This window comes from Lactobacillus sp. UCMA15818, from assembly GCF_030400225.1.
Classification (GTDB): Bacteria; Bacillota; Bacilli; order Lactobacillales; family Lactobacillaceae; genus Liquorilactobacillus.
In genome coordinates this window covers 128207-152196 of sequence record NZ_VJYB01000002.1, presented here as the reverse complement: position 1 = coordinate 152196, position 23990 = coordinate 128207, and the positions used below count along the sequence as shown (strand labels likewise).

General features: G+C 35.0%; 26 protein-coding genes. 5 read left to right on the top strand and 21 right to left on the bottom strand.

Going from position 1 to position 23990, the window contains the following annotated elements:
* Positions 1 to 6: 6 nt before the first annotated feature.
* From FFX44_RS03710 to FFX44_RS03700, 3 genes are all read right to left on the bottom strand, one after another.
* The gene (locus FFX44_RS03710) at positions 7 to 519 is read right to left on the bottom strand and encodes a tRNA (cytidine(34)-2'-O)-methyltransferase (RefSeq protein ID WP_289978006.1); all 513 of its coding nucleotides are present in this window, start codon (positions 517 to 519) and stop codon (positions 7 to 9) included.
* Positions 520 to 722: 203 nt separating this feature from the next.
* A complete protein-coding gene (locus FFX44_RS03705; RefSeq protein WP_289978004.1) occupies positions 723 to 1580 on the bottom strand; it encodes a methyltransferase domain-containing protein in 858 nt (285 codons plus the stop codon).
* A gap of 15 nt (positions 1581 to 1595) precedes the next feature.
* Positions 1596 to 2093, bottom strand: a complete 498-nt coding sequence (locus FFX44_RS03700) for a YbaK/EbsC family protein (protein WP_289978003.1) — start codon at positions 2091 to 2093, stop codon at positions 1596 to 1598.
* 213 nt (positions 2094 to 2306) lie between these two features.
* On the opposite strand from FFX44_RS03700, the gene FFX44_RS03695 reads away from it, so the two are divergent.
* Positions 2307 to 3284 carry a GMP reductase gene (locus FFX44_RS03695; protein ID WP_289978000.1) on the top strand — a complete coding sequence of 326 codons (978 nt, stop codon included), beginning with the start codon at positions 2307 to 2309 and terminating at the stop codon, positions 3282 to 3284.
* A 185-nt stretch (positions 3285 to 3469) separates the two neighbouring features.
* On the opposite strand, the gene FFX44_RS03690 is transcribed toward FFX44_RS03695, so the two are convergent.
* Positions 3470 to 3826, bottom strand: a complete 357-nt coding sequence (locus FFX44_RS03690; protein WP_289977999.1) for a PTS glucitol/sorbitol transporter subunit IIA — start codon at positions 3824 to 3826, stop codon at positions 3470 to 3472.
* A gap of 145 nt (positions 3827 to 3971) precedes the next feature.
* On the opposite strand from FFX44_RS03690, the gene FFX44_RS03685 reads away from it, so the two are divergent.
* Positions 3972 to 5003, top strand: coding sequence for a lactonase family protein (locus tag FFX44_RS03685; protein ID WP_289977997.1), 1032 nt, complete (start codon positions 3972 to 3974; stop codon positions 5001 to 5003).
* Between the two features lie 124 nt (positions 5004 to 5127).
* Here FFX44_RS03685 and FFX44_RS03680 read toward each other — a convergent pair whose 3' ends face one another.
* The 9 genes from FFX44_RS03680 to FFX44_RS03640 all read right to left on the bottom strand — a co-directional run bounded on the left by FFX44_RS03680 (position 5128) and on the right by FFX44_RS03640 (position 12259).
* Positions 5128 to 5628 (bottom strand): hypothetical protein, encoded by a 501-nt coding sequence (locus tag FFX44_RS03680; protein ID WP_289977994.1) that lies wholly within the window; start codon positions 5626 to 5628, stop codon positions 5128 to 5130.
* The gene (locus FFX44_RS03675) at positions 5625 to 6356 is read right to left on the bottom strand and encodes a hypothetical protein (protein WP_289977991.1); all 732 of its coding nucleotides are present in this window, start codon (positions 6354 to 6356) and stop codon (positions 5625 to 5627) included. The genes FFX44_RS03680 and FFX44_RS03675 overlap by 4 nt, the downstream gene beginning before the upstream one ends.
* A gap of 4 nt (positions 6357 to 6360) precedes the next feature.
* The gene (locus FFX44_RS03670) at positions 6361 to 7002 is read right to left on the bottom strand and encodes an ABC transporter ATP-binding protein (protein ID WP_289977989.1); all 642 of its coding nucleotides are present in this window, start codon (positions 7000 to 7002) and stop codon (positions 6361 to 6363) included.
* A gap of 1 nt (position 7003) precedes the next feature.
* Positions 7004 to 7768, bottom strand: a complete 765-nt coding sequence (locus FFX44_RS03665) for a hypothetical protein (protein WP_289977985.1) — start codon at positions 7766 to 7768, stop codon at positions 7004 to 7006.
* A gap of 115 nt (positions 7769 to 7883) precedes the next feature.
* Positions 7884 to 8198: a hypothetical protein gene (locus FFX44_RS03660; RefSeq protein WP_289977983.1), complete on the bottom strand. Its 315-nt coding sequence runs from the start codon at positions 8196 to 8198 to the stop codon at positions 7884 to 7886.
* 260 nt (positions 8199 to 8458) lie between these two features.
* Positions 8459 to 9826, bottom strand: coding sequence for a magnesium transporter (mgtE, locus tag FFX44_RS03655; RefSeq protein WP_289977980.1), 1368 nt, complete (start codon positions 9824 to 9826; stop codon positions 8459 to 8461).
* A gap of 7 nt (positions 9827 to 9833) precedes the next feature.
* Positions 9834 to 10736 carry an RluA family pseudouridine synthase gene (locus FFX44_RS03650; RefSeq protein WP_289977979.1) on the bottom strand — a complete coding sequence of 301 codons (903 nt, stop codon included), beginning with the start codon at positions 10734 to 10736 and terminating at the stop codon, positions 9834 to 9836.
* Positions 10726 to 11532, bottom strand: a complete 807-nt coding sequence (locus FFX44_RS03645; protein ID WP_289977978.1) for an NAD kinase — start codon at positions 11530 to 11532, stop codon at positions 10726 to 10728. Before FFX44_RS03645 ends, FFX44_RS03650 begins: the two co-directional genes overlap by 11 nt.
* 91 nt (positions 11533 to 11623) lie before the next feature.
* Positions 11624 to 12259 (bottom strand): GTP pyrophosphokinase family protein, encoded by a 636-nt coding sequence (locus FFX44_RS03640; protein WP_289977974.1) that lies wholly within the window; start codon positions 12257 to 12259, stop codon positions 11624 to 11626.
* A 214-nt stretch (positions 12260 to 12473) separates the two neighbouring features.
* Here FFX44_RS03640 and FFX44_RS03635 point away from each other — a divergent pair, with 214 nt between their 5' ends.
* Positions 12474 to 13097 carry a DsbA family protein gene (locus tag FFX44_RS03635; protein WP_289978645.1) on the top strand — a complete coding sequence of 208 codons (624 nt, stop codon included), beginning with the start codon at positions 12474 to 12476 and terminating at the stop codon, positions 13095 to 13097.
* 152 nt (positions 13098 to 13249) lie between these two features.
* Here the strand turns inward: FFX44_RS03635 and pepF are convergent, their stop codons facing one another.
* The 5 genes from pepF to FFX44_RS03610 all read right to left on the bottom strand — a co-directional run bounded on the left by pepF (position 13250) and on the right by FFX44_RS03610 (position 18774).
* Entirely contained in the window at positions 13250 to 15061 is a 1812-nt protein-coding gene (pepF, locus tag FFX44_RS03630) for an oligoendopeptidase F (RefSeq protein ID WP_289977972.1), read from the bottom strand.
* Between the two features lie 84 nt (positions 15062 to 15145).
* Positions 15146 to 16153, bottom strand: coding sequence for a competence protein CoiA family protein (locus FFX44_RS03625; protein WP_289977970.1), 1008 nt, complete (start codon positions 16151 to 16153; stop codon positions 15146 to 15148).
* Between the two features lie 58 nt (positions 16154 to 16211).
* The gene (locus FFX44_RS03620; protein WP_289977969.1) at positions 16212 to 17033 is read right to left on the bottom strand and encodes an adaptor protein MecA; all 822 of its coding nucleotides are present in this window, start codon (positions 17031 to 17033) and stop codon (positions 16212 to 16214) included.
* A gap of 241 nt (positions 17034 to 17274) precedes the next feature.
* On the bottom strand, positions 17275 to 17673 hold the full coding sequence (gene spxA, locus FFX44_RS03615) for a transcriptional regulator SpxA (RefSeq protein WP_289977966.1): 399 nt from the start codon (positions 17671 to 17673) through the stop codon (positions 17275 to 17277).
* Between the two features lie 336 nt (positions 17674 to 18009).
* A complete protein-coding gene (locus tag FFX44_RS03610; RefSeq protein WP_289977963.1) occupies positions 18010 to 18774 on the bottom strand; it encodes an MBL fold metallo-hydrolase in 765 nt (254 codons plus the stop codon).
* Positions 18775 to 18838: 64 nt separating this feature from the next.
* Between FFX44_RS03610 and FFX44_RS03605 the strand changes: the two genes are divergently transcribed.
* Complete coding sequence (locus tag FFX44_RS03605; protein ID WP_289977958.1) at positions 18839 to 19300, top strand: hypothetical protein; 462 nt, start codon at positions 18839 to 18841, stop codon at positions 19298 to 19300.
* A gap of 50 nt (positions 19301 to 19350) precedes the next feature.
* Positions 19351 to 19908, top strand: a complete 558-nt coding sequence (locus tag FFX44_RS03600) for a M15 family metallopeptidase (RefSeq protein WP_289977957.1) — start codon at positions 19351 to 19353, stop codon at positions 19906 to 19908.
* Positions 19909 to 20179: 271 nt separating this feature from the next.
* Here FFX44_RS03600 and nrdG read toward each other — a convergent pair whose 3' ends face one another.
* From nrdG to tsaE, 3 genes are all read right to left on the bottom strand, one after another.
* On the bottom strand, positions 20180 to 20770 hold the full coding sequence (gene nrdG, locus FFX44_RS03595) for an anaerobic ribonucleoside-triphosphate reductase activating protein (protein ID WP_289977955.1): 591 nt from the start codon (positions 20768 to 20770) through the stop codon (positions 20180 to 20182).
* Positions 20763 to 22925 carry an anaerobic ribonucleoside-triphosphate reductase gene (gene nrdD / locus FFX44_RS03590; protein WP_289978643.1) on the bottom strand — a complete coding sequence of 721 codons (2163 nt, stop codon included), beginning with the start codon at positions 22923 to 22925 and terminating at the stop codon, positions 20763 to 20765. Before nrdD ends, nrdG begins: the two co-directional genes overlap by 8 nt.
* 411 nt (positions 22926 to 23336) lie before the next feature.
* The gene (gene tsaE, locus FFX44_RS03585; protein WP_289977953.1) at positions 23337 to 23804 is read right to left on the bottom strand and encodes a tRNA (adenosine(37)-N6)-threonylcarbamoyltransferase complex ATPase subunit type 1 TsaE; all 468 of its coding nucleotides are present in this window, start codon (positions 23802 to 23804) and stop codon (positions 23337 to 23339) included.
* Between the last annotated feature and the right edge of the window lie 186 nt (positions 23805 to 23990).

The window sequence follows — 23990 nt, the reverse complement described above, 5'->3', positions numbered from 1 at the left end:
TATAGCCTACTTTAATTTATCATTCTCATACAGATGTGTCTGTTCTAGTGCTGGAAAATTCTGCTGTCTTAAAGCTTCAAAAATTACGATTGCTGCACTATTGGACAAGTTCAGGGCCCTAATATTTTTATCATTTTGCGGAATGCGAATACATTTTTCCATATTTGCCCGCATAAATGGTTCAGGCAGCCCAGTCGTTTCTTTTCCTAGCAAGAAGTAGTGATTCTTACTTGTACTAGAATAATCTGCTTGTACGTATGACTTAGTTGCAAATTTTGAAACTAAATATAATTCATCATCCACACCTAATGAATCCATAAATGCTGGTAGATTTTTGTGATAAGTGATCTTAACTTTATCCCAGTAGTCAAGCCCTGCTCTTTTAAGATATTTATCGTCAGTTGAAAACCCAAGGGGTTCAATTAGATGTAGTTCCGTATTTGTACCTGCACATGTTCGGGCAATATTACCTGTATTTGCTGGCATCAATGGTTCAAATAAAACAATATGATTTGTCATTAGACAGCTCTCCATTCAAAAAATTTACAACAAAAAAAGCGTAACTATTCGGTGTGGGCACGGCGAACAGCTACGTTAAATGAAGTACAATTATGTAATGACTAACGATAAAATCGATAATCACTAAAAACCGATTTCTTGCAATTATATTACCATGCCCTTATTAAGTTTTCAAGGTTTTCTTACAAAAAAATTAATTTTTATTAGCTTTTAATAAATAAAACTGAAACATCAATAGTTATCTGACTCAATCCGTTACTCAAAACCTGGTTCAACCTCTCAGAATCAGCCCCCCAATGAAGCGGGGTCATGTACACAAGGTATTCGAATAGGGCGGGTGTTAATTCGAAAGTATATTTGAGTTGCTCAATCCTTACAGTAGGATATTTTTCCCGAAATAATTCCAATACATCCTGATTATTATAGGAATAATTCTTATTATCTTGGTCGTAAAGCAGGTGTCTCAATTCAATTAAATAATTACTATTTGGGATAATTTTAATTAATGAACCGCCATGAGCAAGTACACGATTGAATTCGCTATATGCTGAAGGCGAAAACATATCAATAATAATATCAAATGCACCTTTTTTAAAGGGAAGCTGAGCTAGGTCGGCTATACAATAAAATACGTCAGTTTCTCGTCTTGCCGCTAAATTTATTGCTTTTTTCGAAATATCAAAACCAATCATCACGTCCTTGCTACTTTGCCGCTTTCTTTCAATATATGAAAGTGTTGATCCTTCACCACATCCGACATCTAAAATGCGCTGCTTTTCTTTGCTACCAATAAGCGAAGTTATTCTTTCGGCAATCGGTTCAAAAAAGCCAGCTGCTTGAATTTTTGCCCGTGAATTCCACATCCGATCATCGTCATAGTCACTTGTTATTTGATGTGTTAAGAAGTACAAAGTCCCTTTCTTTGAAAAATCAAAGCTATGACCATTTTCACAGATTACACTATAACATTGAGTATCTGTAAAACTTGCCCTACAAATTGGGCACACAAACATATCTATATTCTGTGCAACAAAAGATAATTTTTTTTCGATTTTTTTCAATTATATCTTCCTCTACTATTGGACTCTCAGATATTTACCTGCAACAAGTTCAATTAAATCTTTTTGCTTCAACCGGACTGAGCGGCCAACCTTACCGGCTGAAACAGATATTTCTTCATATTCTTTGATACGTTCATCAAAATAAATTGGAAAACCCTTGCGAATATTTATGCCAATTGGTGTATTAGCCCCATGAACATATCCTGTAATATTAATTAGCTTCTTATTGTCTGCAAGATGCACTTGCTTTTTGTTCAACTGATTGGCAATTAACTTCAATTCAATTTCAAATTCCAATGGCAGACAAACCACAAGATAATCATTTTGACTATCACTCCCCTGCAAAACAATTGTTTTCAGAATACTTTTTGATGATACTCCTGCAGCTTCAGCCTCACTTAATGCGTCTGCACCTTTTTCTAACCAATTGAAAGAAGCTTCCTGATATTGTACATGATGCTGATCAAGGATTCTTTCATCATTTGTTTTCTTAATTTTCTCTTTTTTTGCCATTTCATTTACTCTCCTCAATGTAATTCATCTTACCAATTATAACCCGCAACGAGAATTTAGTCATTTGCTCAAGCAGAACACGAATATTTATCATACTTTGCATGTTATTAATTTGACTTTTATCACATAATGCTGTAACTTACAATGTGTTTGTCGTTTTGATAAACATAATCACCGAATTATGTGTTCAATAAAGAATGAGAGGTTTTAAAAATGTCTGTATTCGATTACGAAGATATTCAATTAGTGCCCAACAAGTGTATCGTTAAAAGTCGCTCTGAAATTGACACTACTGTTAAATTTGGACCAATGACTTTTAAAATTCCTGTAGTCCCAGCAAATATGCAAACAATAATTGACGAACCACTTGCTATTTGGCTAGCTCAAAATGGTTATTTTTACATCATGCACCGATTTGAGGAAAATGAAAGAGTTGCCTTTGTACAAATGATGCATTCTAAAGGACTCTTTGCATCAATCTCAGTTGGCGTAAAGTCAAATGAATACAAATTAATAGATGAACTAACCGCACTTAGACCTGTTCCAGAATACATCACCATCGATGTTGCTCATGGTCATTCTGACACAGTCATTGAAATGATTAAGTATATTAAAAAAAAGCTGCCAGGAACTTTCGTAATAGCTGGCAATGTTGGCACTCCAGAGGGTGTTCGTGAACTTGAAAATGCTGGTGCCGATGCAACAAAAGTTGGAATTGGTCCTGGTAAAGTTTGCATTACAAAACTCAAAACCGGTTTTGGCACTGGCGGTTGGCAACTAGCAGCTGTCCGTCTCTGTGGAAAAGCTGCTAGTAAACCAATCATTGCCGATGGCGGAATTCGTCATAATGGTGACATTGCAAAGTCAATTCGTTTTGGGGCTTCAATGTGTATGATTGGTTCCTTATTCGCGGGGCATCAAGAAAGTCCTGGTGAAGTTATTGAACAAAACGGTGAAAAGTTCAAGACATATTTTGGTTCAGCATCACAATACCAAAAAGGACAATACAAGAATGTTGAAGGGAAAAAAGTATTGGTCCCTTACCGTGGGCCTATTGCTGATACCCTGCGTGAGATGCATGAAGATTTACAATCCTCAATCTCTTATGCAGGTGGAAGAGAACTGAATTCATTAAGGAAAGTTGATTATGTTATCGTGAAGAACTCAATCTTTAATGGAGATAATATCTAATAACTACTTTTGAAATAGCACCTCAGCAAAAAGGGAACCGGTCAAAATTCAACTTTTGACGGGTCCCTTATTTATTACGAATAAACGTGTTTCACAAGTCAAAATTCACTGTTTAACTTCACATTACTCACAGTAAAACACTTATTTGTGATTTTTAATCAGTCTGCACATTTGTCAACCGTTGTTTAATAATACTTAATGACACTTCCAACTGCAACACTTGGTAATGTATATGGTTCTAAATAAATTCCACTATGCTGCGGCTCTTCAGGTACCGCTTTAAAGAATAAAGTAGCGTGACCAATCATCTCCATATTACTTTGAACCAATTCTCCGATATGCTTTATTTCATAAACTTGGCCATCAATACTAATTTTTTTTAAATTCTTGAGCTCTCTTTTTTTACTGTTTGAATCTACAAAGTGTTGTACTACGGATACACGTCTTAGTTGAACTGATGCTGTTTCATCAAAAAGAATCATCAATGGATCGCCTTTCGAAATAGCTTCTGGTCCAATTTCAACAACTTTTGCTTCTAACATACTAACTGACCCCTTCTCCACTAAGTATTCAACTCTATTGCTTATTGTATCACATTGTCGTCAAACTTTACTAAGTAATTGTTACCGTTTTTACAAGATATGATATACTTATAAATTATAATAAGTATATCAAGGAGGACATACATTGACTCAAAAAATTCTATTTGGTACTTACACTAAAAAAGCTTCTAAGGGTATCTATGAAGCAATTCTCGATGAAGATGAAAAAAGAATATCTACTCCAGAATTATTTATTCAACTAGATAATCCGACTTACTTGCAAAGCAATTCTGCCGGAATAGTTTTCGCTGTTGCAAAAGATAATGACTTGGGGGGAATTGCGAGTTTCTCTGGCAAAAAAATCCCAAAACTGGTGAACACACAAACAGCTGCTGGTGCACCCCCATGCTATATTGGATTAGATACAAACCGTAATCTCGTCTTTACTGCAAACTATCATAAAGGTACAATTACAGTCTACAAAGTTGATACCACTGGAAAATTAACAACTGTTAACGAAGTCAAACTGACAGGTCATGGTCCATTACCAGAACAAGATACAGCAAAAGTGCATTTTACTGATTTGACTCCGGATAAACGCTTAGTTGTCTGTGATTTAGGGTCTGACAAGGTCTATACCTATGATATTAGTAACGATGGACAATTGACCCTAGTAGCAGGCTTTGAAACAGCTCCAGGTTTTGCTCCACGTCACCTCGTTTTTCATCCAAATGGAAAATTCGCGTATTTAGTGGGTGAACTAAGCAGCCATATATCAACATTATCCTACAATAGTGAAACAGGTAAATTTGAATTACTTCAGACACTTTTAACAATTCCTGATACATTCAATCCGGCCGATAATGGAGTCGCAGCGATACGCATTTCAGCCGATGGAAAATTCGTCTATGTCTCCAACCGTGGTCATAATACAATTGCTGTGTTCGAGGTTACTTCTGCTTTCACACTCAGCCATTCCGGCTATACATCAACAGAAGGTGAGTTTCCGCGTGACTTTGCACTAGATGCTACAGAAAACTTCGTGGTTGTCACCAATCAAAATACTGACAACGCTACTCTTTTTGAACGTTCTAGCACAGATGGCGCCCTTACACTACTTCAAAAAGAGATTCCTGTTCCAGAAGGTGTCTGTGTTTCGTTTGCACGTTTCAACTAAATCTTTGCAACTATATTTAAAAAAAAGAGATTATCGAAATTTTGGAGATTAACCATTTCCAATTGGCGATAATCTCTTTTCTTGAATACTATAATTTTATTATCTCATTAATATTTGCAAGCGACTACCTAGTACTATAACCTGTAAAATGGAAGATTAACAGTAACATGGTAGCCAGCACAAAAATACTTACACCTTCGTCTACACAGTAAATAAAACTCTTTTGCAAAAGAAAAATCATTATAAATGTGATTAATAAGATTAGGCTTATCACACCCCCACTGACCCTATCTCCAAAAAGAACTGCAACTACGATATATGAAAGCGTATTAGATGCCGCGAATATTAACTGTAGAATACTTACATTTCTCTGCATAAGACACCGTTTTCCAATTCTAATTTCAACAAAAATACTCCCCAACAGTTCACTCCAAATAAAGCGGTAAAGAAATAAAAATGCACACCAATAACTGAGATTAATAGCGAAAGAAAAGTAATTAGTACTTTCAAACGGATTAGGCTGTAAAAATGCAACTCGTTTCTGTAACACAAAAATTACAACTCTCCAAATAAAAATTAGGGATACCATTGATAATATGTAATATCTAAACTCTTTTTTTATCATTGAATGATTCTCCTAAATGTTATTCTTAGTGTAAAATACTCTATTGCTGCCCATATAAGGCTACAGTATGGAAGAATCGCCGGCATAAAGGCTGAGAGATAATTCGGGAAAAAAAGTTCACTCCCCATAATGGTTGGAAAACTTTGAAAAATCCCTAACCTTATCTTGTAAGAAGAAATTATTACCAAAGACAAAAATACCCCAAGGATAAAAGATACATGCTTTTTTCTAGAAATTATCAAAAAACAGTTTAAAGCTAAACATATGCTAATAGCGAAAATATAAAGCAACCAAAAATGCAAAAACACACTGAATAAATTGGATTGGATAGCAAATGGGTGTTTTACCATAAAAGTAACTTTATAATTTTCACTCAAAGCAGTCGTTATACTGCCAAGAAATAAGCACAGAATGAGCCAAAGACATAAAAAAAATTCATCAATCATCCATGAACTAATTATCTCCGTTAAACTAGAAAATCTTGCTGATAAGTACTGTAAATAATTAGTAATGAAAAAACTACCCTCATCAAAAAATATTACTAAAAGAACTAATGGAAGTACGAAGAAAAGTACAATAGGAGTCCCAGAAGTCTCGATAAAAAAATCCCATATTGAAGAACTGGCCGTTTGTTTAAAATAAACAGCGTGAACCAGCAATGGTGAAAAGAAAAGACAGACACTGCCCAAAAATATTTTTAAATTCTTAAAATTCTTCCTTAAAATCAATTTTTTACCTCATTTTAATGATAGTTTCTTGATCAATCTCATAAAAAACATCTGCTATATTTTTAAAGAAATCCTCGTGAGAAACAAGCAACATCGTTAAACTTGGGTTCTCACTATGGAGTCTCTCAAGAACTTCAAGAACTTTTTCCTTAGAACTTCTATCTAATCCGTTCAATGGCTCGTCTAACAAAAGCAAATTATTTTTCTCCATAATTGCTTGAATTAATCCTAATTTTTGCAACATACCGACAGAATAGCTCCGAACCTTTGTATTACTTTTAGGATCAAGTCCAAAAGTTCTCATATAGCTTTCAATATCTAATTTAGACACTTCCTTCTTTATATTCGCAAGAATCCTTAGATTTTCAAACCCAGTCAAATTATTAATGAACCTTGGTGTATTAATTAATATTCCTGTTCTTGGAGCAAAAGTTCCTGGATGCAACACTTTATCATTGATTTTAATTGTTCCGCTTGTTGGAACCTTAAGTCCACAAACGGTTTTCAAGAAAGTTGATTTACCAACCCCATTTTCCCCACGCAAATGTACTATATCTCCTGTTTGAATCTCTAAATTCACATTATGTAATAGTTTCACTTTTTTATAACTGATTGCTACATTTTCTAGCTCAATCGCATTACTCATTTTAATATTCCTTCCTCTCTTGTATTCGAATTACTGTAAAAATAAGTCCGACTTCAATTACTATGAAACCAACAATTGTAGCAACAGAACTAACTATGATTTCAATATCAGAGCGCGAAGAATTCAACAACTGATAATAAATGTTGATTGGCATCATTTGTTCTGGAAGGATACTGACACTAAACAAAATAATTGGTAGAAAAAAATAAAGAATTGTTGCAATTGCTAAAACCTGCCAAGATTTTCGTAATACCAAGGTTAATAATAATGGAAGTAGCATTATTCCATAATTAATTAAAAATATAGTAACTAAAAGAATAATGGTTCCTAAAAAAGGACCTGTAATTGAAACTATCCCTGTTGTTACCGGTAAAGTGCGTACATTTCCAGTAAGAGCCAAAAGAAGTAAAAGGGAGCTAAAATATGCCCCAAAAGTGTAGAGTAAACAATTTTTCGCTACAGCAATAAACTGTTTTTTCCAAAATGGAGTTTTCCCCCTTATTAATTGCCACTCACGAAAATCTGTAAACCAATATGGAGTTATTATCTTGTATGAAAGAAAGAGCGGTAACAAAGGCAATAGCAGTGAGAAAAAGTTAATTGTTGATAAATATTGTTCAAGTGCACGTATATATATAGGATTGCCCGCACCCATCCGTAAATTAGCAATTAAGGTAATTACACAAAAGATGACAATTGCACCTAATTGATACAACAAATTTAAATTATATAACTCTGCTTTTGATAAAGAAATTTTACTTTTCATAAATTCTCCCAAATAATTCTGTAGTTTTTAGTTAACAATATTTTTTCCATTAATAAAAGCGTAACTGTTATATGTGCTAGCAGTTACGCTTTCAGCTAGGTGTGATATTTAGATTTTATGGTCGCCAAGATAAATAGGCAGTCGTAGTTAAATAATTATATGAATTAGTCTGAAAAGCTGCTTTTATACTGGATCCTGCTGAATATGTAGCTACATATTTTGCAATTGTATTATGTGCATTAAAAGTTTGCCATGAACCAATGGTTTTATTTCCTGCATTTTCAATATTCCCCACTATCTGATACGCATTTCCACTTGCTTTTAACCCCTGTACCTTGGAAGTAGATTTTCTGCTGACAGTTCTCCACTGTCCACCAGCTCTTGGTAACGTTATTCGTGCACCATACCATGCAGAAGCGTTTACAGACATCAAAGAAGCAGAAAAAATAGATATTATCGTAAAAAAAGATATAAAAAAATAAAATGTTTTTTTTCTCCCTAACATATCTATAATTAAAACAAAAAATTATAGATATGTCAATAATCCTTCTAATACTAATTTAAAATAATTTCAATTAATTGCTTTACAAGTACAAAAACTCTTCTCCCATATAGACTCTGAGTTCAACCAGATGGAGAAGAGTATGATAGTAATCTATATTAATTTGCTGCCATTTCAAGATAATTCTTTCATTTTCCTACAATGAACGATAAAAAGAAACTCGCAATGTTGAAATAAATTAAAACAGAAGTTAAATCACTCAATGTTGAAATGAAAGGTCCAGATGCAACTGCTGGATCAAACCCCATCTTATCCATCGCCATCGGAATAATACTGCCGGCTAAATTTGCTACAACAATTGCACACATCATAGCCAAACCAATCACAAAACCTAAAACAAAGTTATTTTTCCAAATTCCAACAATTAGGAAAATTGCTATTCCTGTAGTTACTCCTATTATGAGTCCTGTCAATAGTTCAGTAATAATTGTTCTAATCAGGCTTTCATCATCATCCTTAGATGCAATCTTTCTGACGGCCACGGCTAAGCTTTGTGTGCCTGCATTCCCAGCTGTCCCCGTAATAGATGAGATAAAGACTGCTAGGATACTTGCCTCACTCACCAGTTGCTCGTAATGTGATATTAATGTTGCTGTCGACATTCCTAGAAAAAGCAATGTCACAAGCCATGGTAGTCTCTTAGAGGCAGACTTAAACGGATTATTTGAACTTTCTTCGGTATCAACACCAGCAAGTCCAGAATAATCTTCGGCAGATTCTTCATCAATAACATCAATAATATCATCAACCGTAATAATTCCAATCATCTTCTCATCATAATCGGTCACTGGAATTGCCAGAAAATTATAATCACGAATTGTCTTAGCAACATCTTCTTGGTCTTCATCAACTTTTACGGACATCACCTGATCATTCATGATTTCCTCAATCAATAAGTCATCATCACTAATTAATAAATCCCGCAATGTAACTACACCAATAAGTTTGTCATCAGCATCAACTACATAGGAATAGTAAATTGTCTCTGCATCAACTGCTGCTTTTTTCAAAACATGCAGTGCAGATCTTGCGGTCTGATTGACAATAATCTTGACAAACTCTGTCGCCATAATTGCCCCAGCAGTCTTGTCTTCATAATGCAGCATTTCTTTGATTTCCGCAGCATCCTTATGTGGCAACAGTCGCAAATACTTATTCAAGCTTGTACTATCTACATATGCCAAAATATCAACAGCATTATCAGTATACATCTCGGAAATTACTCCCGCTGCATACTTAGTTGACATCTCCTGAAAATATTCTGCTACGTCTTCAGGCTCTTCTTCAATTGCATTAAAGGTGTCGGCTAATTCGGTAGGAGTGAGGTAGCGGTATGCCCTTGACCTTTGTTTTTCATCTAAATCAACAAAAATTAATGCCTGTTCATACACATGCAGCATTAAAAATTGTTCGCGGAACTTTGTCGCCTGTTGCTGATCGAGTAAGTCAACAATTTGATCTTTTTTATAGGAATCCCTTTTCTCTCTATCTCCCATGAATTAATCACCTCTTGCTGTTAGATTCATTATCTATAAACATTTGCATATCGGCTGCAATTTTACTTGTAATTGTCAGTTCTTTATTTAGAAAGGGGTGAAAAAAAGTCACCTGCTGACAATGCAGTGCTTGTCTTTGTAACGGAAGCCTATTAACTCCACCATAAAGTGTATCCCCAACAAGTGGCATCCCCAAAAATGCGCTATGAACTCTAATTTGATGTGTCCTTCCTGTATGTAATTGAACCTTGCAAAGAACATATCTTTGCAATTCAGCTTCTTTCCAATATTCAGTACTTGCATCTTTTCCTTTTTCTACAACCATTCTCTTCACTAGCGAACCTGGCATCCTACCAATTGGCAGGTTTATTAGCAAATGTTTGGCCGCCATACTTCCTTGTAATATCGCATAATAAATTTTTTTAATTTGATGTGTCTTTAACTGTTCATCAATCATTGCATGAGCATAACGATGTTTTGCAAACAATACAATTCCTGAAGTATCACGATCAAGTCGCGTTGCTATATGAGGTCCGATCCCCTGGTAATTCCTAATCTGATAGTATCCCAGCACGCGCGCAACTAGTGAATCTTCCCTGTGCAGTGCCGAAGGGATAGATGCAACACCAGCTGGTTTATCCACAACCAAATAGTCGCGATCTTCATACAAGATACTAATTGGTACAAATGAAGGCACAAGAAAAGAACTGATTTTTTCGGATGGCAAGTTGATTGCTAGCAAATCTCCATTTACCATCTTATCAATTTTTCTGCCCTCATTACCATTTATGAGTAATTTGCCACCATCAGAACGAACTGCAGCCAATAATCGCCGAGATACTAGCTTTTGTTTTAAAAATGTTTTTACTCTTATTGGCTGATTCCCATCATAATGCCAACTAATTTGCATACTCTGCTCCGATAAATGCATCTTGCACCCTTTGCCAAAATTGCATATGCCGATATTTAGCAAAATGTATACTTTTATTTGAAATTTTAAATCTAATCTGTTCAATTCTCCTGCCATGAAAACTATCCTGATCAACCGTCAGAATATAATCACATTCACTCGTAGGAACCAAGGTCACCCAATCGTTTGGTGCAATGATCATTGGTGAGCTTAAAGTTCGAAAAACTCTATTATTAATAGAACTTATCTCAGTCATCTGTAAGACTTTTAAGTTGGGATGAATCACAGCCCCACCCAATGACTTATTATAGGCGGTTGATCCAGTTGGGGTAGAAATGCAGAGACCGTCGCCTCTGAACTTCTCAAATAGATCGCCACCCACAAAAACATCGGTTACCATAGTTGCACTGTTTCGCTTCAGTGTTGCCTCATTCAATGCTAAAAGATTAACTGGTCTTTGATCATCCTCATACTTAATTCTAATATCCAGCAAAGGATAGCTCACTGATTGCCCATTGTCCGATTGCAAGCTAATAACCAAGTCATCGATTTCATCATCGCGCCAATCTGTATAGAATCCCAGATGACCAGTGTGTACCGCAACAAATCGCACTGTATCCAAGATATTTTCATATTTATGAAAGGCTGCCAACAAAGTCCCATCACCACCAACAGTCACCACAATATTCGGATTCTTTTCATCCATAACAAAGTGTGTGTCCTCAAATTTTTTTTGCAGTTTTTGAGTTACTTCTACCGATTGACGCCCATCATTTGTAAAAATCGCGATTTTCATAGCCGACCTCTTCTAAATTCGTTCTTAATTTAATCACTAAGACACATTATCCCACGAGTATAGTATAAAAGAAAATATTTTACAATTGGGTTTATTCTCTTGTATCATTACCTCTTCGATATGAGAACTCTTGCTGTGCATCTTTTATTTCTTCTCGAATCGCTGACATTTCCTGATCTAACTGAAAAGCTGCCTCAGCGGCTCTCTTTAACCTAACCTCTAATTCAGCAGGAAATTGCCCATTATACTTGTAGTTCAAGGAATGTTCAATTGTGGCCCAAAAATTCATTGCGAGCGTTCTAATCTGAATCTCAGCCAACACAATCTTCTGCCCTTCTAACAACTGAATCGGATACTTTATAATTAGGTGATATGAACGATACCCGCTTTCTTTTTCATTTGCAATATAGTCTCTTTCTTCAATCACACTTAAATCGTTTCGTTTTCTAATTAGCTTCACTAATTGATAAATATCATCAACAAATTGGCACATAATCCTAATGCCCGCAATATCTTCCATTTCATTTTCCAAATTTGCTTCAAGAATGTTGCGTCGCTGCATTTTTTCAACAATACTGTCTATCGGCTTTACTCGTGCAGTTACAAATTCGATTGGAACATGTTGCTGCGATAATCTAAATTGTTCGCGCAACGCTGTGAATTTCGCCTTTAACTCAGAAGTCGTTTGTTTATAAGGTAATAAAAAATCTGTCCAATCTTCTTTCAAAATAATCCCCTCTAATCTAGATTAAATTATCTCCCCCAGTTTAACATATCTCCCTTGTAAACGTAATAATTGTAAGTAAAACTGAATTCTTGATTATTTCCAATTAAAAACAAGCACAATCATTGAATTTTTTTTTTTTTTTGTTAAAGTATAGATAGCGTTTAGTCATAGGAAAGATTATGTATGTTTATATGGGGGAAAAATTGTGTTAGAAATGTATTTATTTATTAATCCGGTTGGAAGAAAGTCTTACCAATCAGAGAAAAATATTATAAAACTCGTAAATAATCTTGATACTGATATTCGTTTTAGGTTCATTCCTTTCTTAAATCTCAATACAGTTACCAATGTATTAAGTGAACATAACTTACCTCTAAATAATCTTGATATCAGGAATAGAGCCTTCAATAATATCTACCAGGCTTCTCTTGATTATAAAGCTGCTCTTTTTCAAGGTAAGAAGCATGGACGTAGCTTCCTTTTGAATCTTCAAAATGAAGTCTTCAATGGTAATAGGGAATACTCGGATGAAGTGGTTCACGATATTATCACTTCTATTGGTATTGATAGTGAAATGTTTGAGAGCGACCGCCATTCCAAATTTACAATTGAATCGTTCAAGCGTGATCAACAAATGGCTGCCGAGATGAATGTCACTACCCATTCAACAATGGTATTGTATAATCTTGCTAACATTGATTTTGGTGTCTCTCTAACAGATTGTTCCTCTTATGATACCCTTAGAAGTCTATGTTTGGGTAAGTTAAATGATGAAATCATGTTATGCAAGAACAACAAGGTACACAAGGGTTCAGTTACTTCACTCCACACGATTTAGAAATTATATTGTATTTAAATAAAGTTCGAAGTCAAACAGATAATTTTAACTTATCTATCTATAAAGCGAGAGGCTGGTTCAAAAGTTAACTTTTGAACCAGCCTCTCGCTTTATTACAAGTAACCGTGTTTTATAAGTCAAAATTCACCGTTTCACTTTTTCAACTCTGCCAAAACCTCTTCAAGTTCGTTCAAACGTTTTTCAAACATCACAAAGGCATTATCTAAATAATCAGGTTTTGTCATGTCGACCCCCGCTTGCTTAATGACATCAATCGGTAATGCAGAACTGCCTGCTTTCAAGAATTCAAGATAGCTTTCAGGTCCTTCTTTTGTAATCTTACTTGCAAGGGTACTTGCTGCTGCAAATCCTGTAGCATATTGATACACATAAAAATTATAATAAAAATGTGGAATTCTCGCCCACTCCAAAGCAATTTCTGAATCATTAGTAATTGCAGACCCGTAATAATGTTTATTTAAATCAGCATATTTATTATTGAGTTCTTGTGAAGTTAAGGGTAATCCAGACTGATCTTGATCATGGAGCCATCTTTCGAATTCAGCAAATTGAGTTTGACGATATACTGTTCCCTTAAATCCGTCTAAGTAGTGATTTAATATATAGGCTTTAAACTGCAAATCATCACTATGATCAAGTAAATATTGTGTCAAAATATTCTCATTAGTTGTTGAGGCAATTTCCGCGACAAAAATTGAATAATCGCTGTAATGATATGGTTGATTATGGTTACTTAAATATGAATGCATACTATGACCCATCTCATGTACAAGCGTGAAGAGACTTTCCAAGTTATCCTGCCAATTAAGCAAAATGTATGGTGGTGTATCAAACATTCCAGACGAATATGCTCCACTACGTTTACCAGTATTCTCAAAAACATCAATCCAGCGACTCGCAAATGCTTTTTTAACCGTCTGAACATAGCCATCCCCAAAGATACTTAATGCAGCCAATGCTATCTTTTTTGAATTTTCATAATTATACTTTTCCGCAGGTAATTTTGTAATCGGCGCATACAAATCATACATATGAACTGAATCCAATTGTAATAGTTCTTTTCTAACTTTTACGTAACGGTACAATAAATCTAGATGCTGATTCACCCGCTCAACCAATGTATCGTAAACAGAAACAGGAATGTCGTTAGCTCCTAATGCAGCCGAAATTGCATCTGGATAATTTCTGACGTTTGCTTGGAAATTATGTGTGTGTACATGAGCAGCAAGTGAAGTTGCAAATGTATTTTCGAATTGTTTATAGGTCTTGTACAATCCTTGAAACGCATCTTTTCTAACTTTACGGTTACTGGATTCCAATAATTTTCCATATAATCCATGCGACAATTCAACCTGATTTCCTTTTTCATCTGTGACAATTGGGAATTTAAGATCAGCATTATTCAATATTCCAAAGATATTTTCTGGTGTTGCAAAAATATCGGATGCTCCCGCCAGCAGTTTCTCTTCTCTTTCTGATAATAAATGCTCTTTCTTTACCATAATTTCGCTTATATACTGCTTGTATCCTGCCAATTCTTGATCATTTTTGTAATACTCATCCAATTTTACTTTACCCAATGTCAACAGTTCTGGTTCAAACCAAGAAAAAGCTGCAGCAACTTTAGCATAGAGTTGTTGTACTTGTGAAAATAAGCCCTGATTTTTCTTGTCATTCGTATCCTGATCACTCAGCATGCTTGCATATACATACGCTTTGACCGTTCTTCTTTCAACCGCAAAACGAGTTTGCAATGCTTCTTTAAAAGCAGCACTACCATCAGCAAGTGTTCCCTGTAATTTACCAATTTCTTTAATTTTTACTTGTATCTCATTAATATCTTTAGAAAATTCATCTTCATTTTGATATACTTTTTTTAAATCCCACTTCAATTCTTCAGGTACTTCATTTCTGCTTTTTAATTTAGAAATTTCATTTGTCATGCTACATTCCTCCCCACCATTATTTATTAATGAAATCATAGTTAGAGCTGGAATACAATACTACAAAAAAAGATACATTAATAGTTAGATTTCCTGACTATCAACAAACCTATTCATCTCTTTTACTTGTAAATCAATTAGTCTATTTATATCTAACAATGGTACTTCGAACAAATAATTTTTATGTTCCAAAATCATTTTCTGAGATAAAATATTATCGCTAAAATTATTCAATTTCTTCATAAATATAAGATCGCTTTTCCAATATAATTCTTTGGTGGCATAGATAGGTGGTGAATATCTGCTAGCAAATAATAAATTTTTGAGCTTTTCAAGCTCTTGTCTCTGTAAATAACATCTAATCTGCAAACTTCTGAACTCTCCTTTGCTTCTTAAAATATCTAATTTAAAGGCATTAAATTGCGTTATTCGTTCATTTTTTGAGATTTTATAAAACTCAAAAATATCCTTCTTATTAAAAAAGTTTTTAAGAGCTATTACATTACCAAATTCAATTATTTTGTATTTCAATGGTAAGTAATCTGTTTGCTGAATGTTATAAATCACTCTGAATCGCTGTCTATTCGCTAAATAATAAATCAAATAATACCCCCGTGCTCTGTTCCATTTGAGAAATTTTGCAACTTGTTGTGTCATCTTTTTCTTTAAGAGATATTTTTGTCCCAATATCCACAGAAATTTGAGATTTGCTTTCCTGTACCCAACGCTACGTGCTTTCATTTTTGAGGTTGCCAATGGCGCACATTGAAATTCAATTATACTTTTTTGGAAGTCCTTTTGAATTACAATATCCGGCCGCTGCTTGAGCTTTGGTAGATAACTCTCCATCTCCGAGATATATCCTGCCTTTTCGAAAAACTTTGCAAGTGTTGTTTTTCCCTGCAGATGTTCTGGAGTTTCACCCTCAGAAAAACCACCGCATTCATTTTTCCGATGTGCAAAATGGCTTCTTTTTAATGTCCCCTTTCTTGTAGAAAGTTCTGCATGACAAGATGGGCAAAAATATTTTTCATTATTTGCCGCATTGCTAGCCCAAACCCATCTCCCACTACCGTCTAATGCTTTTAACAAAAAAACACCCCCAGCAGTTAAATACGCACTAACCACTAAGAGTTTATCTTTCCAAAAATTATTTAAAATAGTATCTTGTTAACTCAAAAGCAGAAGATGAGAGAATACACTTCCCACGTTCTTCTAAAATATCATGAGATAAACTAACACGCTTACCATATTCAACAGCCAAAGACAAAACATCCTTAATATGGCTGTCACTCATCTGATCTACAAAGAAAATTAAGTCTAAATAGTAGTTGTTATCTAGCAGATATAAACAAGATGCTAAACTTTCACTTTTTAAAAGCTTTGCTAAACTAACAAAATCTTCAAAGTCACTAAATTCAATTACATAATGCTTACGTTGAATATTTTTATCATTCAAATATTCAGAGACTCCATCTCCATCATTCCCCAGATGTTTCTGTCCACTATCTTCGGCTCTATTCTTAATTAATTCATCATGAATCATCTCAGTGATATCCTGGCCTTCACTTCCATCTGGTTCCAAGAAAGTAAAACGAACATCATCTGAAAGCTTCCTTGACTTCTTGCCGTCATCTTTTGGATCTTTCTCATTCTCGACTTCATTGTCATCATCTTTTGAATCATTCTGATCTTCTTGTTCATCATCATATTCATAGTCTTCTAAATCTTTTGGATTTACCTTACTAATAAATAACTCAAGTCCATTCCTATTTGGTAACAGCTGGAATGTCACAGCATCATTTTCACGGAACTCATTATCGATATCAACTTCATCTAAAATACTATAGAAGAAACTCTCTATTTCTTTACGATTACCTAACAAATCGAGCACAGTAATTCCACGTTCGGTCAAATCATCAGTTTCAAGTAGCACCCTAATAGTGTTATCATTGATTTTCTCCATCTCCATCGAGATCACCCACCTTTCCGATAATACCCTCTCGCTTAATGATAACTAAAAAAACAGAATTGTAAAGCACTTTATACTAAAAAACAGGACTAGTGGGATAGAAAGTTACTATAGAAGTCTTGATTCAAGGCTTCAGTGATAAAAGGATAGATTGCATGTACTATAAGTGTACAAAAGGACCTTAGCGAAAGCAATTATCTTGCGCCAAGATCCTCAAACAATTGAATAATTTTATTGAATTTTAAAATCCTGCAAGTTCCTGTGCTCTTTTTAATTCTAACGCACGAACCTCACGAGGTAAAAATCTGCGAATTTCGTCTTCATTATAACCCACTTGTAGACGCTTTTCGTCAAGAATAATTGGTCTCCTCAAAAGTCCAGGATTCTCTTGAACCAAAGTAAATAGCTGTTTCAGTGGAATTTCATCCAAGTCAATGTTTAACTTCTGATAAGCCTTTGAACGTTTAGAAATAATTTCTTCTGTCCCATTCTCCGTCATTTGTAGAATTTGTTTAATCTCATTGATATTCAACGGTTCAGAAAAAATATTTCGTTCTTTAAAAGGAATATCATGCTTCCTTAACCATGTGCGTGCCTTGCGACAAGAAGTGCAACTAGGTGATGTGTATAAAGTAACCATATTCTTTCGCTCCTTTACATGAAAAACAATTTACAAATTAATATCGTTCACAATGTTATTATAACACTTGTATCAAAAAATTAACACCTTATTTTTTTAAAAACTTTGCTTATTTTTAAAAAAAATATACATTCTCAATATAGTCGCCTAACCATCAACACTTATACTAAATACCAGTAATTACTCATTTCATAGCAAAATTATTATTCAACAGATTAAAGTTATGATAACAATAAGATATTTAAAAAACAAAATAGAGACGTAAGCCAAAATTATGGCTTTTTAGCCCTGTAGGCAAAATATATTTCAGAAATACAGTAAAAAAATTTAACAATTTTAGCTACTTTTTGAATCATTTCCCACAACATTAACTTTTAAACCAACAGAAGCAGGAAAAACTTTAACATGCTTATTTACAACACTTTGAGCCTCTTCTACCAGTTGATTAGCAGAAATTTTTTGTGGCAAATGTGAGAGCATCAATTTCTTCGAACCTGATTCCAAAGCAAGCCTTGCAGACTCAATAGATGTCATATGCCACTTTTTCCCTTTTTTAGCAGCACTAAAATTTGTATCGGTAATTAACAAATCAGAATCATGTGCAAATGAAATCATCTCTGGAATTTCCGCTGTGTCTGCTGTATAAGTAAGAACTTCCTTTGTTACAACATCTTCAATTCTGACAGCATAGGCAACAACGGGATGTTTAGTTCTTAAAAAAGTTATTCTTAAAGACTTTAAAACTAGCTCTTCAGCAGGATCGTATGCAACTCCAACTGTTGCACCCGGCCAAGTGAGATCAGCAAAGTGCGTTTGATCTTCGGTATGCCCATAAAGTGGCAATTTTTTCCCCTTCACATCTTGATTATTCAACTGCCAATAATATTGTAAAACTCCGACATCCGCGATATGATCGTTGTGATAGTGCGAGAGCAATACCCCGTCAAGCTCTAGCGGATTGAGATACCGCTCTAAGCTCAATAGTGCCCCACTACCGCAATCTAAAAGTAAATTATAGTCATTTTTCTGAATCAAGTAGCTGCTTGTTCCTTTACCTGCATAAGGATAGCCACCATACATCCCTAAAACCGTGACTTTCATTACTAATCATCCTTTCTTTACATTAATTATAACATATTTATTTTACTTACAAGGAGGTACTACAATGCAAAAACTTCATTTAACTTTCGGTTCGTCGTACGTAATTGAAAATATTAAAGCTCAAAATAAGGGGAAAAAGTTCTTTCAGTTTACCGGTGAAAGTAATCCCCAGCAGCACGCTCTAATGACAATCGATTATGAAAAAGAATTCTTTAAATCTAATCTCAATTACTCTATTTTGAATGGTAATCTTGATATAATTAAAGAAACACCTTATTTCTTTAGTCATTTTTCACTAGATGAAAAACAACAAAAAATATATTTAGCTACTTTACAACATGTTCCCGCTGAATCTCTTTCATTCTTATTCTGCCAATCGCTTAACCACGACTTTGATTTCTTAGTTATCTCTTGTTGGGCAACCACTGCTCAATACAAGAATTGGCTAACACAATACAACTTCATTACAACCTCTGACGACTCTTCTACTAGCTCCTACTCTAGAAAAATGCACATTGACTCATAATTCAGTCCTACTTCTCATAATAATTAAATTTAAAAAGGAAGGGATTTCTAATGAATTCAGGCAAACAAGGATTTACAAATATTCAAAAACTAGACCCAGATATCATAGTTGATCTTAAATATGCGACAACTGATAATTTTACTAACCAAATAGTCTATGATTTTACAACCGCAATTGCTCGCACAGGAACTGCACAAAAGTTAACTATTGCAAGCGAACTAGTCAAGAAGCAGGGGTATTTCTTGAAGGTTTGGGATGCCTATCGCCCAGTTAGTGCACAAAAAAAATTATTTGTTGTTTACCCTGATCCGCATTTCGTGGCTGAACCTAATCCAAATTTTAGTCATCAAAAAGGAGTAACCTTTGATTTAACTTTGGTAGACACAAATAAAAATGAGGTTAAAATGCAAAGCAGCTTTGATGATTTTTCCAAGCGTGCTCATCGTAACTTCAAGCGAAATCTTGAAGAAGAAGGATACTATCAGATTTTAAATAGTGCGATGTTAAAAGCCGGTTTTGTAGGATACTCCGAAGAATGGTGGGACTATAGAGACTCCGAGATGGATAATTATCAACCATTAGCAGCCAATCCAAACGATTATTCTTAAATTCAATAAAGAATTAGACTTATTTGACAGTTAATCCTTGTTTTAAACGCTAATTCTTGAAATGGATTGTTTGTGTAGTCTGAAGTTGAATCATCAGGGCTGGATCAAAAGTTAATTTCTGATTCCAGTCCTTTGTTATGAGTAATTCGAAGTTAGTCGGAGAATGTTGACTTATGGAACAAGTTTATACGGAATAAACAGGGGGCAGGGACAAAAGTTAACTTTTGTCCCTGCCCCCCACAAATCATCTCACTTCTTTAAAGAAACCATATTAGCGTAATAACTTGTCCCACAAAACTACCTTTTTACTTTTCAAGCTCTTTTTTACATCAATTATTCTCTGATTAGAGCTGCCTCTAAATTGCAATGTCAAATCCTTTTTTGCAAGTTCAAACCGTCCATCGACTAATATATCAATCAATGATAGCAGTTCTAGCTTATCTTCTGATTCTTGCATCAACTCATCCCACGTATATCCTGTCCAAGACCAGACATCTTTTGTATTACCGTATTCCTCACGAAGTCTTTTAACTAATTTCAAACAAACTTGCGTATTTAAAAATGGTTCCCCACCTAATAAGGTCAGTCCCTGACAATATTCGGCACCAATGTCGGTCATAATCAAGTCCTCTAATTCTTGGGTATAGCGTGTCCCATAGTGGAAATTCTGTGCCACTTTGTTGTAACATCCGGGACACGCAAATTTACAGCCACTTGTGTATATACTGCACCGAACACCCTCACCATCAACAAAATTAAATGCTTTGTAATCAGCAATAAATTCCTGACTTAAATCACTTGCCAGCCATTCTCGTGGTTTCGGGTCTTTAGGCCTACGTTCTTTCTTGATTCTTTCAGCCATTGTATCCCGTCCCATCAAAAAGATTTTTCTCACGTGATGCAATCTCAGTGTGCCTGCCATGAACCATTGGGCGTTGCAGCGGATTACCTAAATATCCGCAAGTCCTCTTTACACAATCACATGTTTTTGGATCATGATTACCACAATCAGGGCATTCAAACCCTCTAGCAGTAGGCTTGAACTCGCCCTCGAAGCCACATTTAAAACAATGATCAATTGGTGTGTTTGTGCCCAAATAACCGACTTTATCATATGCCCAATCCCAAACGGCTTCCAGTGCCTTAGGGTTTTGTCTTAAATTAGGATATTCACAATAATGAATGAACCCACCTGAAGCATACTTTGGATAATCTTCCTCAAATGTTAACTTCTCAAAAGGAGACGGATGCTTTCTTACATCGTAATGAAAACTATTTGTATAGTATTCTTTGTCTGTAATATTCTTGATTTTACCGAATCTCTTAGTATCAAGCACACAAAAGCGATCTGTCAACGATTCACTTGGAGTTGAATAGACACTAAAATGATAATCATATTCATCAGACCATGCCACACAATTCTTCTTTAGCTGACGAACAATCTCAACTGTAAAAGCATGTGCTTCCGTATTGCTTTCCCAATCAGACCCATAAAATGCCGTACCTACTTCATACAATCCAATATATCCCAGAGAAATCGTTGCCCGTCTCTTCTTAAAAAGAGTTGAAACATCCTCTCCTGGTTTGAGTCGCTTGCCAAATGCACCATATTGATAGAGAATTGGTGCATTCTCTGGAATCGCTTGTTCTACCCGTTTTGCTTTAAAGACAAGTGCTTCTTTACAAATTCTCATCTTCTCATTGAAAATCTTCCAAAATAATTTTTTATCACCTCGGGCTTCAATCGCAATTCTAGGAAGGTTGACTGTTACAACCCCTAAATTCATCCTACCAGAATTGACTTCTTTTCCATTTTCATCTTTCCAACCTTGTAAGAAACTGCGGCACCCCATTGGAACCTTAAAGCTTCCAGTTAATTCTTTTATCTTATCGTACATCAAAATATCAGGGTACATCCTCTTAGTAGCACATTCAACAGCTAGTTCCTTGATATCATAGTTAGGATCTTTAGGTTTTAAATTCAAATCCTGCTTCAAAGTAAACACAAGCTTAGGGAAAATTGCAGTCCTTTTCTCTCTCCCTAATCCCTTTATTCTAATCTGCAAAATAGCCTTTTGAATCTCACGTTCAATCCAAGATGTTCCTAGCCCAAACCCAAGTGTTGTAAAAGGTGTCTGCCCTTGTGACGAGAATAATGTATTTATCTCATACTCAAGTCCTTGCATTGCATCATAAATATCTTTTTTAGTCTTTTTCTTTGCAAATTCATGCAGTTTATCATTATCATCAATATAATCCTTAGCATCCACTACGTGCTTCTGAAAATTTATTTTGGCAAATGGTGCCAACAATTCATCGACCCTATCGGCTGAACATCCACCATATTGACTTGAAGCAACATTAGCAATAATTTGGGCCATCTGAGCCGTTGCTGTCTGAATAGAATGAGGACTCTCTACTTCTGCATTTCCAATCTTAAAACCATTGGTAAGCATTTCTTTAAAATCAATCAAGCAACAGTTAGTCATTGGACTCCATGGCGTATAATCCAAGTCATGATAATGGATATCCCCACGTAAATGTGCTTTAGCAATATGCATTGGCATCATTTTCAGACCAAGTGTCTTACCTACCGCGCCAGCAGTCAAATCTCTTTGAGTATTGAAGACATTGCTATCCTTATTTGCATTTTCATGAACCAATTCTGGATCTTTAACTTGCAGCCGCTCTAGTCTACTAGCCGGATTGGTCTGATCCTGCCAATACTCCTCATTTTTTTTGTAGACATTTATGTAGTCGAGGGCTTTAGTCTGGTAACCAGCTTTATTGAGCACACTAATCACAGCACGATGAACCTCATGCGCATCAACTTCAGCCATGCTTTCAATCGATTTTAAAATCTCTTTAATCAATGTTTTTTTCTGCTTCTGCAGACCCATTTCATCAAATACTATTCCAAGCTTGTAGGAAGCAAAATTCATCTTACTACCATCACGCTTAACAAAATATGTTGGCTTTTTCACGTTCTTCTTTTCTTCTACATTTACAGTCACAATGTTTCCTCCCTACGATTAATTCGATATATATATTGTATCCTCATAGGAGATGTAATACAACAAATAGTGTTATTGAAATGAACGCACACTACATATTGTTTTTTAACTTTGTAATACTTATTATAATCCGAATATGTTGCCATAATAATAAAGTAAGCGCGACCGCTTTAGACTAAATGATGCATGCCTAAGTCAAGTGAAGATTACTATATAAAATTTGAGTGCCACGTACGAAATATAAGAAAAAGACCAGATCAAAATTTATTTGATCTAGCCTGCCATACTCCTTAATCTCAAGCTACTTATTTTTTGCAATATCCAACAAAAAGCTGCATTATTCAGGATTTTATACTTAACCACTACTACACGATTTTCTCTACAAAAAGCATACTGAAAGAAATTGAATCGACCTTATACGGCTAATTCACCAAATCGGTTAAGCAATTGTTCGTAGTGCGGTCCTCTAGCAATCAACTCAATCTTTCGCCAATCATCATGTTTATCATCTTTTTCTAAATTGATTATCAAGTGATCAGATGGAATATCTTCAGTTACAAATTGCGACCATTCGAGTACACTAACACCATCTCGATTAAAATATTCTTCAAGTCCTAAATCTCCTGCACCAATTCCTTCAAGACGGTACAAGTCCATATGAAATAAGGGTAGACGACCATCGTGATACTCCTTAATTAGATTAAAAGTCGGACTCTTAACATTCTTAGTGATTCCCAAACCAGCAGCTAATCCCTTTGTAAAAGTTGTTTTTCCTGCTCCTAAATCACCATTCAGCAAAATAATATCTCCTGGTATCAAAAGACTACTCAAAAGTCGCGCATATTCACTTGTTTCTCCCACATTCTTAACACTAAGCTCCATATGAATCAATCCTCTTTGTGTCTTTTTTGTGACTTACATCAGCACTAAAGTACCGAGCTTCTAGGAACAAGCATAACTTATCTCATACATTTCAGTATTCGACAGCGGTTTACTCTATTTACTATGGTTTAGCCCAAACCAAGTTTTAATATATTTTTACTTGCATTTACATCTCTATCTAGCTGC

Coding starts and splice junctions, on each gene's coding strand:
- FFX44_RS03620 (WP_289977969.1), bottom strand. CDS start 17,033: ATGGAGATGGAGAAAATCAATGATAACACTATTAGGGTGCTACTTGAA.
- FFX44_RS03635 (WP_289978645.1), top strand. CDS start 12,474: ATGTATTTATTTATTAATCCGGTTGGAAGAAAGTCTTACCAATCAGAG.
- mgtE (WP_289977980.1), bottom strand. CDS start 9,826: ATGGGAGATAGAGAGAAAAGGGATTCCTATAAAAAAGATCAAATTGTT.
- FFX44_RS03670 (WP_289977989.1), bottom strand. CDS start 7,002: ATGAGTAATGCGATTGAGCTAGAAAATGTAGCAATCAGTTATAAAAAA.
- FFX44_RS03680 (WP_289977994.1), bottom strand. CDS start 5,628: ATGATAAAAAAAGAGTTTAGATATTACATATTATCAATGGTATCCCTA.
- FFX44_RS03645 (WP_289977978.1), bottom strand. CDS start 11,532: ATGAAAATCGCGATTTTTACAAATGATGGGCGTCAATCGGTAGAAGTA.
- FFX44_RS03610 (WP_289977963.1), bottom strand. CDS start 18,774: ATGAAAGTCACGGTTTTAGGGATGTATGGTGGCTATCCTTATGCAGGT.
- spxA (WP_289977966.1), bottom strand. CDS start 17,673: ATGGTTACTTTATACACATCACCTAGTTGCACTTCTTGTCGCAAGGCA.
- FFX44_RS03660 (WP_289977983.1), bottom strand. CDS start 8,198: ATGTCTGTAAACGCTTCTGCATGGTATGGTGCACGAATAACGTTACCA.
- FFX44_RS03650 (WP_289977979.1), bottom strand. CDS start 10,736: ATGCAAATTAGTTGGCATTATGATGGGAATCAGCCAATAAGAGTAAAA.
- FFX44_RS03600 (WP_289977957.1), top strand. CDS start 19,351: ATGAATTCAGGCAAACAAGGATTTACAAATATTCAAAAACTAGACCCA.
- FFX44_RS03700 (WP_289978003.1), bottom strand. CDS start 2,093: ATGGCAAAAAAAGAGAAAATTAAGAAAACAAATGATGAAAGAATCCTT.
- FFX44_RS03665 (WP_289977985.1), bottom strand. CDS start 7,768: ATGAAAAGTAAAATTTCTTTATCAAAAGCAGAGTTATATAATTTAAAT.
- FFX44_RS03695 (WP_289978000.1), top strand. CDS start 2,307: ATGTCTGTATTCGATTACGAAGATATTCAATTAGTGCCCAACAAGTGT.
- pepF (WP_289977972.1), bottom strand. CDS start 15,061: ATGACAAATGAAATTTCTAAATTAAAAAGCAGAAATGAAGTACCTGAA.
- FFX44_RS03690 (WP_289977999.1), bottom strand. CDS start 3,826: ATGTTAGAAGCAAAAGTTGTTGAAATTGGACCAGAAGCTATTTCGAAA.
- FFX44_RS03710 (WP_289978006.1), bottom strand. CDS start 519: ATGACAAATCATATTGTTTTATTTGAACCATTGATGCCAGCAAATACA.
- FFX44_RS03605 (WP_289977958.1), top strand. CDS start 18,839: ATGCAAAAACTTCATTTAACTTTCGGTTCGTCGTACGTAATTGAAAAT.
- tsaE (WP_289977953.1), bottom strand. CDS start 23,804: ATGGAGCTTAGTGTTAAGAATGTGGGAGAAACAAGTGAATATGCGCGA.
- nrdG (WP_289977955.1), bottom strand. CDS start 20,770: ATGGCTGAAAGAATCAAGAAAGAACGTAGGCCTAAAGACCCGAAACCA.